Origin of the sequence: Thioalkalivibrio sp. ALE28, from assembly GCF_000377425.1 — a bacterium.
Taxonomy (GTDB): domain Bacteria; phylum Pseudomonadota; class Gammaproteobacteria; order Ectothiorhodospirales; family Ectothiorhodospiraceae; genus Thioalkalivibrio.
The window spans coordinates 109,094-121,825 of the sequence record NZ_KB898101.1 but is presented as its reverse complement, the minus strand read 5'-3'; the positions used below and the strand labels follow the sequence as shown (position 1 = coordinate 121,825).

13 protein-coding genes are annotated in these 12,732 nt (G+C 68.8%); all 13 read right to left on the bottom strand.

Annotation, left to right across the window (positions count from 1 at the left end; all coding sequences use genetic code 11):
• Positions 1-198: 198 nt before the first annotated feature.
• Positions 199-1,053: a ferritin-like domain-containing protein gene (locus D105_RS0110200; RefSeq protein WP_038028958.1), complete on the bottom strand. Its 855-nt coding sequence runs from the start codon at positions 1,051-1,053 to the stop codon at positions 199-201.
• 18 nt (positions 1,054-1,071) lie between these two features.
• Positions 1,072-3,576, bottom strand: a complete 2,505-nt coding sequence (locus tag D105_RS0110195) for a heavy metal translocating P-type ATPase (protein WP_018878332.1) — start codon at positions 3,574-3,576, stop codon at positions 1,072-1,074.
• Between the two features lie 11 nt (positions 3,577-3,587).
• Complete coding sequence (locus tag D105_RS15345) at positions 3,588-3,719, bottom strand: hypothetical protein (RefSeq protein WP_017940982.1); 132 nt, start codon at positions 3,717-3,719, stop codon at positions 3,588-3,590.
• Between the two features lie 108 nt (positions 3,720-3,827).
• On the bottom strand, positions 3,828-4,184 hold the full coding sequence (locus D105_RS0110185) for a hypothetical protein (RefSeq protein ID WP_018878330.1): 357 nt from the start codon (positions 4,182-4,184) through the stop codon (positions 3,828-3,830).
• A 105-nt stretch (positions 4,185-4,289) separates the two neighbouring features.
• On the bottom strand, positions 4,290-5,762 hold the full coding sequence (gene cls / locus D105_RS0110180) for a cardiolipin synthase (RefSeq protein ID WP_018878329.1): 1,473 nt from the start codon (positions 5,760-5,762) through the stop codon (positions 4,290-4,292).
• A 27-nt stretch (positions 5,763-5,789) separates the two neighbouring features.
• Complete coding sequence (locus tag D105_RS0110175; RefSeq protein ID WP_018877088.1) at positions 5,790-6,980, bottom strand: O-succinylhomoserine sulfhydrylase; 1,191 nt, start codon at positions 6,978-6,980, stop codon at positions 5,790-5,792.
• A gap of 40 nt (positions 6,981-7,020) precedes the next feature.
• Positions 7,021-8,130, bottom strand: a complete 1,110-nt coding sequence (gene alr / locus D105_RS0110170) for an alanine racemase (protein ID WP_018878328.1) — start codon at positions 8,128-8,130, stop codon at positions 7,021-7,023.
• Between the two features lie 8 nt (positions 8,131-8,138).
• On the bottom strand, positions 8,139-9,503 hold the full coding sequence (gene dnaB / locus D105_RS0110165; RefSeq protein ID WP_018867241.1) for a replicative DNA helicase: 1,365 nt from the start codon (positions 9,501-9,503) through the stop codon (positions 8,139-8,141).
• Between the two features lie 79 nt (positions 9,504-9,582).
• Positions 9,583-10,032, bottom strand: coding sequence for a 50S ribosomal protein L9 (gene rplI, locus D105_RS0110160; RefSeq protein ID WP_018878327.1), 450 nt, complete (start codon positions 10,030-10,032; stop codon positions 9,583-9,585).
• Positions 10,033-10,099: 67 nt separating this feature from the next.
• On the bottom strand, positions 10,100-11,035 hold the full coding sequence (locus tag D105_RS0110155; protein WP_018878326.1) for a hypothetical protein: 936 nt from the start codon (positions 11,033-11,035) through the stop codon (positions 10,100-10,102).
• Positions 11,036-11,066: 31 nt separating this feature from the next.
• Positions 11,067-11,291 carry a 30S ribosomal protein S18 gene (gene rpsR / locus D105_RS0110150; RefSeq protein ID WP_017940974.1) on the bottom strand — a complete coding sequence of 75 codons (225 nt, stop codon included), beginning with the start codon at positions 11,289-11,291 and terminating at the stop codon, positions 11,067-11,069.
• 42 nt (positions 11,292-11,333) lie between these two features.
• Positions 11,334-11,738, bottom strand: coding sequence for a 30S ribosomal protein S6 (gene rpsF / locus D105_RS0110145; RefSeq protein ID WP_018867237.1), 405 nt, complete (start codon positions 11,736-11,738; stop codon positions 11,334-11,336).
• A 149-nt stretch (positions 11,739-11,887) separates the two neighbouring features.
• A complete protein-coding gene (gene rlmB / locus D105_RS0110140; RefSeq protein WP_018867236.1) occupies positions 11,888-12,655 on the bottom strand; it encodes a 23S rRNA (guanosine(2251)-2'-O)-methyltransferase RlmB in 768 nt (255 codons plus the stop codon).
• Between the last annotated feature and the right edge of the window lie 77 nt (positions 12,656-12,732).

Here is a 12,732-nt window from a genome sequence, read left to right as displayed (position 1 = left end):
ACAGCGGGCCGGGGTCGCGGCAGTCGGGCGTGTTTCTTGGTGACTTCTTTGCACGAGCAAAGAAGTCACTCGGGGCGCGCTGGCGAGTCAGCGCCAGGCAGTATGCGGACCGAAGGCACCGTAAACACCGTATGCCGAACCAAGACCAGCCACTGCCAGGCCTGACCACAAAACGGCGCAGAGCCGATCCGCTCGAATCTATGGCGACGAATCGGTGGCGGCCTGGGCCTCCAGTTGCGCCATCTCGGAGTCGGTGAAACCGGCGGCGCGGCGGGCGGCGTGGGCGAAGGGCGGGCGTACGCGGCCCGGCATGTACTCTGCCAGCAGCTCGAGGAAGAGCGGCTCGGCATCGAGCCCGCGCGCGTGGGCCAACTCGCGGAACCAGCGCGTGCCGATCGCCACGTGGGCGACCTCCTCGCGCTGGATGATCTCGAGAAGCGCCACGGTCGCGTGATCGCCCGCTGCTGCCAGGCGCTCGATCATGCCCGGGGTCACGTCCAGCCCGCGCGCCTCCAGCACGCGCGGCACCAGGGCCATGCGGATCATCACGTCGTGGTCGGTCGCGAGTGCGGCCTCCCACAGCCCGTTGTGGGCCGGCAGGTCGCCGTAGTCCGCCCCCAGCTCGTTGAGCCGCGCACGCAACAGCCGGAAATGGCGCGCCTCCTCGGCCGCCACCTGCAGCCAGTCGCTGACGAACGGCGCCGGCATGTCGCGAAAGCGATAGACGGCGTCCAGCGCCAGATTGATCGCGTTGAACTCGATATGCGCGACCGCGTGCACCAGCGCCACCCGCCCGGCCGTGGTGTGCAGCCCGCGCCGAGGAAGATCCTTCGGGTGCACCAGCACGGGGTGTTCGGGCCGCCCCGGTACCTCCATGCGTTCCGGTGCCGGGGCACTCCCGGCCTCCAGCTCGCCCGCCCACCAACCGCGTATGAGCTCCAGCGCCCGCTCGCACTTGGTCTCCGGGTCCCGCTCGCGCAACGCGGCCTCGGCCGCGCGATAAACGACCGGGGACTCCGGCGCGGATTCAGGATTCGGGTTCGATGCTTGCATGCGGCACAGGATACCCGCTCAACGCTCGCCAGTCGGCATGCTGCGGCGCAGCAGGATGGAGTTGCCGATGACCGACAGCGAGCTGGCGGTCATCGCGATCACGCCGATCATCGGGTGCAGCAGGCCGACCGCGGCGATGGGGATCGCGGCGGTGTTGTAGCCCCAGGCCCAGAACAGGTTCTGGACGATCTTGCGGAAGGTCAGGCGCGAGAGCCGGACGGCCTCGACGACCTTGGTCAGCTCACCGCGCACCAGGGTCACATCGGCGGCCTCGATGGCCACATCCGCGCCGGCCCCGATCGCGATGCCGACGTTCGCCTGCTGCAGCGCCGGGGCGTCGTTGATGCCGTCGCCCACCATCGCCACGTGGTCGCCGTACTGCGCCTGCAGTTCGCGGACCGCCTCGACCTTGCCCTCCGGCAGCACGCCGGCACGGACCTCGTCGATCCCGACCTGCGCGGCCACCGCGTTGGCGGTGCGCTCGTTGTCGCCGGTGACCATCACGCAGCGGATACCCAGGCCGTGCAGCTGTTCGATGGCACTCTGCGACTCATCCTTGAGCGTGTCGGCGACCGCGACGATGCCGGCCGGTTGATCGCCGATTGCCACCAGCATCGCGGTCTTGCCGGCATCCTCGAACCGCCGCAGCGATTCCAGCAGGCTGGACGGATCCAGGCCCTGCTCCTCCAGCAGCCGCTGGCTGCCGACCAGGACACGTTCCCCGTCGAGGCGGGCTTCCACTCCGCGCGCGGTGTGCGACTGAAACTGTTCGACCTCGGCGATTGCCAGCTCCCGGTCGCGCGCGCCCTGCACGATGGCCTCCGCCAGCGGATGCGCGGAGCCGGCCTCCACGGCCGCGGCCGCACCCAGCACGCGGGCGTCATCGAAGCCCTCGGCCGCGATCACGTCCGTCAATGCCGGCTGCCCGCGGGTGATGGTCCCGGTCTTGTCGAGTACGATCACGCGGATGTCCTTCAGCGTCTGGATCGCGGAGCCCGAGCGGATCAGCACCCCGCGCTCGGCCCCCATGCCGGAGCCGACCATCAGGGCGGTGGGCGTGGCCAGCCCCAGCGCGCAGGGGCAGGCGATGACCAGCACGGCAATGGCCGCGAGGATGGCCAGCACGATCGGCGGGCGCTCCGAGTCGACCCAGGGCAGGAAGCCCTCGCCCCAGATCAGGATCGGCTGCAGCGCCCCGGAAAACGCCAGCCAGGCTGCAAACGCGGCCAGCGCGATGATCAATACCGCCGGCACGAAGCGCGCGGTGATAAGGTCCGCCAGCTCCTGCACCGGCACCCGCGAGCCCTGGGCCTCGTTCACCAGCCGGATCACCTGCGACAGGAAGGTGTCGGCCCCCACACGGGTCGCACGCACCTTCAACCGCCCCTGCTGGTTCAGGGTCGCACCGAGCACGGTATCGCCCTCGGCCTTGTCCACCGGCACCGACTCGCCGGTGGCGATGGATTCGTCCACGGTGCTCTCGCCGGCAACCACCTCGCCATCGGTGGGGATCCTCTCGCCCGGGCGCACGATCATCACCTCGCCCACCTGCAGCGATTTCACCGGCACCTCGACCTCTTCGCCATCGCGTTCGACCCGGGCCGTCTTCGCACCCAGATCCAGCAGCTTGCGGATCGCGGAGGAGGCCTCGCCCTTCGCGCGGTACTCCAGGTACCGCCCGAGCATGTGGAAGGCCATGATGGTCGCGGCCATCTCGATGAACGAGGTCATCGGGTAGACAAAGCCGATCAGCCCCAGCAGATAGGGCGGCAGCGAGCCCATGGAGATCAGCACGTCCATGTTCAGACTGCCGCTTTTCAGCGCGCGCCAGGACGACCGGTGGGTGGCCGCACCCCCGGCCATGAACACTACCGGGAACGCCAGCACGGCGATGATCAGGAGATAGCCGGGGATCTCCTGCCAGAACATGTGCGGCATCATCAGCACCATGATCGCGATGGTCGGGATCATCGCGATCCACAGCCGGCGCCAGGCCTGCTTCAGGTAGGCGGCGTCGATCTCGGCGTCGTCCGCCTCGCTGCCGGCCTCCTCGGTCTCCACCGCCGCCACGTCATAGCCGGCCCCCTCGACCGCGGCGCGCAGGGCCTCGGCGTCGGGGCCGCCGGGACCGGGTTCTACGGTCACACGGTGATCGCCGATGTTGGTGCGCACCGCCTGGATGCCGTCCAGCTTCTCGATCGCACCGCGCACAATCCCCGCGCAGTGGTCCGAACCCATGCCGGGTACCACCAGACGCACCGTACCGGCGGCGCCCGTTTCGCCCTCGACCTGGGCGACATCGTAGCCAGCCCCCTCCACGGCGGCTCGCAACCCCTGCGGGTTCACCTGCTCGGGGTCGTATCCCACGGTCACCCGGTGGCGGGCAATATTGGTCCCCACCGAGGCCACACCCGGGGTCTTCTCCAGCGCCGTGCGAACAATCCCCGCGCAGTGGTCCGACCCCATGCCGGGGACGATCACCACCGCCTCGCGGGCATCCGCTGGCTTCGTTTCCGTCGCCATCGCGCGCCTCCTCAGCGATTGCCGAACAGGTACTTGATCAGGGCGGCGATGCCGAGGATCAGCAGCACCAGGACGAGCAGCCCGATCAGGCCCCCGCCAAGACCCATACCGCCCATCCAGCCAAAACCTTGTTCATTCATCATGATGTAGTCCTCCCCGGGACAGAGTGAAAGACGCAAAGCGCGGTAATGCGCAGTGCGTGGGTGATGCGCGATCACCCGGGGCCGGGTGGAATCCCGGCCAGGGAGGAATCAGAGGGGTGGGCGCAGATCCGGTGCCGCGGGGGTACCGGGGCCCATGGCGACGGGAAGGGAAACGAAAACGGGCGCGGCCGCCGTGACCGGCGTGCCGGCGGGTGAAGGCAAACCCGAGACCCCGCAGACGCCACAGACCGCACAGGGCATCTCGCAGGCCGAAGGCTCGGCTGGGATCACGAAGTCTGCAGACAAGGACTCCGACGCCGATCCGGCACCCTCACCCGCGCAGTGGTCCGCCGCAGTCATGCTGTCCGCGGCATCGCCGTGCATCATCCCGGCACCGGCGATCGGCGCCAGCAGCAGGGCGGCGACGATCAGCAGGTTCAACAGATGGTGCAGGGCTCGCGACACGGGCTGGCCTCGAACAGGTATTCTGCCTGCAAGTCTAGCAGCCGCTCCGGCTTTCGGTGTGACACAGATCAAGCCGCCCGAGCGTGTACGTTGATCCGTGTTTCCCTACAACACCGGCGCCAGCAGATAGGCAGCCCTTGCGGCCACCCGTCGCCAAAGCGGCAGGTCGTCCACATCCTGCCGGGTCATCTCGCGCGAGCGGGCAAAGTCGGCTTCAAACATGCGCGCCGTCTCGCGAGCGAAGGCCGGATCCATCACCAGCGCGGTGACCTCGAAATTCAGCCGGAACGAGCGGTTGTCCAGGTTCACGGTCCCCACCGCCGCGCCCATGTCGTCCACCACGAAGGCCTTGCCGTGCAGGAAACCCTCCTGATAGCGGTAGATGCGCACGCCGGCATCCAGCAGCGGACCCAGAAAGGCATAGGCCGCATGCGTGGTCAGCGGGTTGTCGGTGACCTCGGGGATCAGCACCCGTACGTCGACGCCACTGAGCGCGGCCAGTTTGAGCATGCCCTGCACGCCCTCGTCCGGCACGAAGTACGGGCTGGCGATCCAGATACGCCGATCCGCCGCATGGATAACCTGTTGCATCATCAGGCTGGCGGTCTCGAATTCGTCCGCCGGGCCGGAGGGCAGGATCAGCACCGGGACGCCATCGTCCGCCATGATCGCCGGCTTCCATTCCAGCTCCGGGATGTCTTCGGTCGCCCAGTGCCAGTCCTCCAGGAACACCGACTGCAGGGCCAGGGCGGACGGCCCCTCGATGCGCAGGTGGGTATCGCGCCAGGGGCCGATCTTCGGGTCCCGCCCGAGGTACTCATCCCCCACGTTCAGTCCGCCGACCCAACCCTGTTCGCCATCGGCCACCACGATCTTGCGGTGATTGCGGAAGTTCAGCTGGAAGCGATTACCGCGCCCGCGGGTCGAGTGAAAGTGCTGCACATGCACCCCCGCCTCGCGCAGGGCGTCGAGATAGCTGCCGGGCAGGCGGTAGCTGCCGATCTCGTCGTAGAGAAAATAGACCTCGACCCCGTCCTGCGCCCGCTCCACCAGCCGCCGCTTGAGTTCGCGCCCGATCGCGTCGTCGCGCACGATATAGAACTGCACCAGCAGGTAGCGCTCGGCCTGCTCGATCCCCTCGAAGATACTGTCGAAGGTCGCCTCGCCATCCACCAGCAGCTCGACCTCGTTGCCGTGGAGAAACGGCCAGCGGGCCAGCCGCTGCACCCCGTCCAGGTGCTTGCTCGGCTCTTGCGCGATGTACTGGTGGGACCACAGCTCCTCTGTCTTCGGCTGCAGGGCCCGCGCCAGAGCGGAGTCTTCGTCACGGCGCGCGACCACGTAGCCGCGAAACTCGCTGGCGCCGAATACCCAGTAGGCCGGCACGGCCACATAGGGAACGGTGTTGAGCGACACGATCCAGGCCACCGCGCCCTGCGGCGTCCGCGTGGACATCAGCGCATCCAGCGACGACAGGAACCCCAGCAGGTGGAAGCCAATAACGACCGTCAGCAGTACGCGCCAGCGCGGACGCCGGCGCGGCTTCGGATGGACATCACCGGATGCGGGTCTGGACATATCCGTGCGGTCGACCCGGGAGCCGCGTCAGAGCGCGTCGAGCCCGCGGGCCAGGTCGCGCTGGATGTCGGCGACCGCCTCCAGCCCCACGGCGACCCGCACCAGGGCCTCGGTAATGCCCTGGGCCTCGCGCCTGTCCGGGTCCACGCGGCCGTGGGTAGTGGTGGCCGGATGGGTGATGGTGGTCTTGGTATCGCCCAGATTTGCGGTGATCGACAGGAATTTCGTGGCGTCAATCACCGACCAGGCGGCCTCACGCCCGCCGGCGACCTCGAAACTCAGCACCCCGCCGAAGCCGCTTTGCTGGCGCTTCGCGATTGCGTGCTGCGGGTGGGACTCGAGCCCCGGGTAATGCACGGCCGTGACCTGCGGGTGGGCCTGCAGCCACTGCGCCAGGGCCAGGGCGTTCTCGCTGTGGGCGCGCATGCGCAGGGCCAGGGTCTCCAGCCCCTTCAGGAACACCCAGGCGTTGAACGGCGACAGGGTCGGCCCGGCGGTGCGCAGGAAGCCGTAGACATCCTTGCCGACGCGCTCGGCGTCGCCGACCACCGCGCCGCCCAGACAGCGGCCCTGGCCGTCGAGAAACTTGGTCGCCGAGTGGATGATGATGTCGGCGCCCAGATCCAGCGGGCGCTGCAGGATCGGCGTGCAGAAGCAGTTGTCCACCGCGAGCAGGGCGTCGTGCCGATGCGCGATCTCCGCCAGCGCGGCAATGTCCACCACCTCGCCCAGCGGGTTGGACGGCGTCTCGCAGAAATACAACCGGGTATTCGGCTGGGTGGCGGCCTCCCAGGCCTCGAGGTTCGACAGCTCGACGTAGGTCACCTCGACACCGAAACGGCCGAGGTAGTTGTTGAAAAGCACCGTAGTCGTGCCGAACACCGAACGCGAGCAGACCACGTGATCGCCGGCCTTCAGCAGGCCCATCATGGTCGCGAGGATCGCCGACATCCCGGAGGCGGTGGCCACACAGGCCTCGCCCCCCTCCAGCGCGGCCAGGCGGTCCTGGAAGGTACGCACGGTCGGGTTGGTGAAGCGCGAGTAGATGTTGCCGGGCGACTCCCCGCCGAAGCGCGCGGCGGCCTCCGCGGCCGAGCCGAATACGAAGCTGGAGGTCGGGAAGATCGCCTCGGAGTGCTCGCCCTCGGGCGTACGCTGGTAACCGTGCCGGATGGCTACAGTCTGCGGGTCGTAATCAGCGGGGTCGAAATCGGTCATCGGGGCATCCTTGGCTGCGGGATGCCACAGTGTACCGGGCTCAGTGCGCCGGCTGCAGGCGATCCGCCACGCGGGTCAACAGCTCGTAGCTGATGGTGCCAGCCGCGCGCGCGACCCGCTCCACCGGGAGCCCCTCGCCCCACAGTGTCACCTGGTCGCCAACCTGCGCGGCAGGCACCTCGGTCAGATCCACCGCCAGCATGTCCATGGAGACGCGCCCGATCAGCGGGCAGATCCGGTCACCGACCCGCACCGGCGTGCCCGACGGGGCATGACGCGGATAGCCGTCGGCATAGCCCATCGCGACGATCCCGGCGCGACCCGGTCGATCGGCCGTCCAGGTGGCGCCATAACCCACGCGGCTGCCCGGCTCCAGCTGCTGGGTCGCGATGACCGGGGCCTGCACCGTCATCGCCGGGCGCAGCTCGCCCTCCGGCCCCTCGGGCGGACGATCCGCCGGCGCGGAGGCCGGGTGTGCCCCGTAGAGCATGATGCCGGGCCGCGCCCAGTAGTCGCCGGGCGCGGCCCCCTCACCGCCCGAGCCCCAGCCGGCGAACAGCGCAGCGGAGTTGGCCACGCTGCGGTATCCCGGCCACGCCCCGACGGCGCCGGCAAAGCATTCCAGTTGGTGAGTATTCTGCGGGTGGCCGGGCGTGTCGGCGCAGGCCAGGTGTGTCATCCAGTGCAGCCCCTGCTGCCCGTGCCCGGCGGCCTGGAGGCGCATCGCCACCTCGCCCGCCTGGCGCGGCTCGAAGCCCAGGCGGTTCATGCCGGTGTTCAGCTTGACCCAGACCTCGGGGAGGCGGATGCCAGAGGCATCCAGATGATCGAGCTGAGCCGGGTCATGCAGGACCGGCTGCAGGGCGAACTCGGCACAGGCGCGTGCGTCGCTGGCATCGTGCGGACCCTGCAGGACCAGCACCGGACCGTCGAAGCCGGCCGCGCGCAGCGCCCGGGCCTCGCCGACCTGGGAGACGGCGAGCCCGTCGCTGGCCGCCGCCAGGGCCTCGGCGGCCCATAGCAGCCCATGGCCGTAGCCCTCGGCCTTGATCACCGACCACATCGGGACACCGGGCGCCAGGCGTCGCGCCACGGCCAGGTTGTGCCGCAGGGCCTCGGGGTCGAGCTGGATGGTCGCCGCTCGCTTCACGTCCCGGGTCAGGCCTCGTGGCCGATCTCGCCGTAGACGTCGGGGGCGTAGTTCTCGAAACGGGTGAACTGCCCGCGGAAGGTCAGGCGCACGGTGCCGATGGGGCCGTTACGCTGCTTGGCAATGATGATCTCCGCCGTGCCCTTGTCCGGCGACTCGTCGTTGTAGACCTCGTCGCGATACACGAAGGCGATGATATCCGCGTCCTGCTCGATGGCCCCGGACTCGCGCAGATCGGACATCACCGGGCGCTTGTTCGGGCGCTGTTCCAGCGAGCGGTTGAGCTGCGACAGCGCGATCATCGGGACACTCAGTTCCTTCGCCAGGGCCTTCAGCCCGCGCGAGATCTCGGAGATCTCGTGGGCCCGGCTCTCGCCACTGCCGGGAAACTGCATCAACTGCAGGTAGTCGACGACGATCAGACCCAGCCCCTTGTGTTCGCGCATCAGGCGGCGGGTGCGCGCCCGCAGTTCGGTGGGCGACAGCGCCGGTGTGTCGTCGATGAACAGGGGCGCCTCGGAGAGCATCTGCACCGCGCTCGTCAGACGCGGCCAGTCGCCGTCCTCCAGGCGCCCGGAGCGCAGCTTCTGCTGGTTGATCCGGCCCATGGAGGACAGCAGGCGCATGGCCAGCTGCTCGCCGGGCATCTCCATGGAGAAGATCGCGACCGGCTCGGAGTTCTTCATCGCCACGTACTCGGCGATGTTCATCGCGAACGAGGTCTTGCCCATGGACGGACGCCCGGCGACGATCACCAGATCGCCCGGGTTCAGTCCGGAGGTCAGGGCATCCAGATCCTGATAGCCGGTGGCCACCCCGGTAATCGGGTTCTGGCTTTCGTAGAGATACTCGATCTGGTCGACCGCCGCGGTCAGCAGCGGCTTCATCCCGCGAAAGCCCTGGGCCCCGCGCGCGCCCTGCTCGGCGATGCGGAACACCTTCTGCTCCGCCACGTCCAGCAGTTCCTTGGAGTCGCGGCCCTCGGGGGTATAGGCCGAATCGGCGATCTCGGTGCCCACCGAGATCAGCGACCGCAGGATGGAGCGCTCGCGGACGATATCGGCGTAGGCCACGATGTTCGCGGCACTGGGGGTTTCCGCTGCCAGGCGGCCGAGATAGGCCATGCCCCCCGCGGATTCCAGCTCCGCGGTACGGTCCAGCTGCTCCGACACGGTGACCATGTCGAACGGGGCATTGCGATCCGCCAGCGTGGACACCGCCCGGAAGATCAGGCGGTGGTCGTGGCGATAGAAGTCTTCTGCGGTAATGCGGTCCGCCACCCGGTCCCAGGCGGCGTTATCCAGCATCAGGCCTCCGAGGACTGCCTGTTCGGCCTCCTCGGAATGCGGGGGGACCCGCGGATTCGGGGTCATGGGCGAGTTCATGCGACGAACCCGCCCACCTGCCGGGTATCAGCGACCCGGTGGGGCCACCCTCCCGACATCCGACGGATCACTCTTCGCCGATCACAACGACGCGAATGTCCACATCCACGTCCGAGTGCAGGTGCAGCCCGACCTCGAATTCGCCGGCGGTACGCAGCGGGCCTTCCGGCATGCGCACTTCCTTCTTCTCGACTTCGGTGCCCTTGGCGCTCAGCGCGTCGGCGATGTCCGCCGGGCCGATGGAGCCGAACAGCTTGCCTTCGCCACCGGCCTTCGCGGTGATCTCGAGCACGGTGCCGTCCAGCTTTTCCTTGCGCGCCTCGGCGGCGGCGAAGGCCTCGGCGGCGGCCTTCTCCAGTTCGGCGCGACGCGCCTCGAACTCGGCGATGTTCTCGGCGGTGGCGAACGTGGCCTTGCCCTGCGGCAGCAGATAGTTCCGCGCGAAACCGGGACGCACGTTGACACGGTCACCCAGGGTGCCGAGGTTATCGATCTTTTCCAGCAGAATGACTTCCATCTTTGTATTCCTGTAACGTTTGATCAGCGCCCGAAGGCACGCATTCTACACCGGTCTCGGACCGGTCTCACGGATTGTTGTCGCCGCCCTGCCCACCCGATGCGGAGCCGGGGCCCAGCCGCGAGCGGATGTCCGCCCAGGCGTCGATGACGCCGATGGTGGCGAGCAGCAGGAACATCTGCGGCATCGCCAGCGCCAGCAGGACGTACATCCCCACCAGCCAGAAGCTGCTCATGCCCTGACGGAAGGTCAGCGCGTGCATCAGCGCGATCCCCTGCAGGAAGAACAGCACCGCGAGGATGAACGCCAGTTCGGTCGCCAGCGGCACCGGGCCCAGATGGCCGATCCCCGCCAGCAGCAGCGTGGCCGCGCTTGTGGCGCGCCCGAACTGCAGTGCCCGAAACTCCTCGCCGAACGCCCCCGGGTTGTACAGCAGCGCCTGCCAGTAGCGACCCAGGAGCACCGAGAGCGTGAGGCTCAGCAGCAGGATCCCGGCAAACAGCCCGGTCAGGTACGGGGCGGCGCGGCGCAACGCCGCCTCGAGTTCCTGCGGACCGGTCTCGCTACCTTCGACCAGGGGCCCCAGCAGTCTCATCCCGGCCTCGGCCCAGGTGGACTCGAGATCCGGGACGAGCATATGGACGGCCAGCACCCCGAACCCGGCGACCCCGGCGGCGGCCTGCAGCGTGCTGCGCCACGAGACGGTCCGTCGCAGCAGCTCCGCCAGCAGCGCCACCGGCGCCCATTGCACCACCCCGGCCACCACCCCCGCGAACAGCGGGGCCTCGGGCATCAGGGCAAACATTGCGACCCCGAGCACGAGCGCGGACAGCGCGATCACCAGCAGTGCCTGCCCGAGGCCAATGCGCAGCCCGACCAGGGCGACCAGCGCGCTGCCAAGCAGCGCCACCGGCGGCAGAAACAGCCCCGCCACACCAAAACCGGAGACCGCGCCCACGGCGCGGCCCCGGCTCTTCATCGCGAATTCGGCCAGTGCGCGCATGGCGACGGCCCCCGGCGAACCGGTACGAGACTTAGTGGTTGTCGCTGTACGGCAGCAGGGCGAGGAAGCGCGCGCGCTTCACGGCGGTGGCCAGCTGACGCTGGTACTTCGCGCTGGTGCCGGTCACTCGGCTGGGGACGATCTTGCCGGTCTCGGTGACGAAACCCTTGAGCAGGTTCAGGTCCTTGTAATCGATGTAATCGATGCCTTCGGCGGTGAACTTGCAGTACTTGCGGCGACGCGGAAAACGGGCCATCTCAACTCTCCTTCAAAAATTCGGTCAACGAACGGGCGGGACTTATTCGGCAGCGGCCGAATCATCGGAGGCGGACTCGCCGCCCTCGTCGTCACGCTCGCGGCGACGGCCCTTGGAGCCTTCCTCTTCCTGGCCCTTGGCCAGCGGGGAGGTCTCGGTCACAGCCTCTTCCATGCGCATCGCCAGGTGTCGCAGCACGGCATCGTTGAACCGGAAGGCGCTGGCGAGCTCTTCCATCGCCTCTTCCGAGGCCTCGATGTTCATGAGCACGTAGTGGGCCTTCACCAGCTTCTGGATCGGGTAGGCCAGCTGACGGCGGCCCCAGTCTTCCAGGCGATGGATCTTGCCTTCGTGGCCTTCGACCAGGCCCTTGTAGCGCTCGATCATCGCCGGGACCTGCTCGCTCTGGTCCGGGTGGACCAGGAATACAACTTCGTAGTGACGCATCGGGAACTCCTTTCGGGTATCAGCCTCCCGTCCACGCGGTGAGGCAAGGGTTCAACCCCGCGGGCGCGCCCGCGGGGCAGAAAGGCGCGATACGATAACCGAAGCGGGCGACAACAACAAGCGACGAACAGGCCAGGCGGCCGACGCCCTCAGTCCGGCGCGCCGGCCTGGCGCTGGCGCACCGCCTCGAACAGGGTTACCCCGGTGGCCACGGAGACATTGAGGCTCTCCACCGTCCCGTGCATGGGCAAGGCGGCCAGGTGGTCGCAGGCCTCCCGGGTGAGCCGGCGCAGGCCCTCGCCCTCGGCCCCCATCACGATCGCGGTCGGCGGGCGCAGGTCCAGCGCGTAGAGGCTTTCCCCGGCCTCGCCCGCGAGGCCGACGGTCCACATACCGGCCTGCTTGAGCGAGGCGAGCGTCCGCGCGAGATTTCCGACCGTTACCACCGGCACGGTTTCGGCCGCGCCCGAGGCCACCTTGATGGCCGCCGGGGTCAGGGCGGCGCTGTGGTGGCGCGGCATGATCACCGCGCCGGCCCCCGCCGCATCGGCGGTGCGCAGGCAGGCGCCGAGGTTGTGGGGGTCGGTCACCCCATCGAGAATCAGCACGAGGTCCAGACCATCGCGCACCCGCTGGATCAGGGTCTTTTCATCCACCACCGGACGCGGGGTGCAGTGCACGATCACGCCCTGGTTCTGGAACCCCGGATGCTGCTGATCCAGGCGCTCGCGGCCCACCCGCTCCACCGCGAGACCGCAGGCGCGGGCACGATGCAGCAGGCGCTCCAGCGCGGGCTCGACCGGGTCGGTCGCGAGCTGCAGGCGCTTCACCCGTTCCGGGGCACGCTCCAGTACCGCCGCCACCGCATGAATACCACCGAAGGTCTCCGCGCGGCTGCCCTTGCCACCCTTGCTCACCGCACCCCTCCACGGGACACAGCCGGCCGCGAACCCGCCGCGCGCTCGCGCGGGGATGCCGCGCCTCGCGATGGATG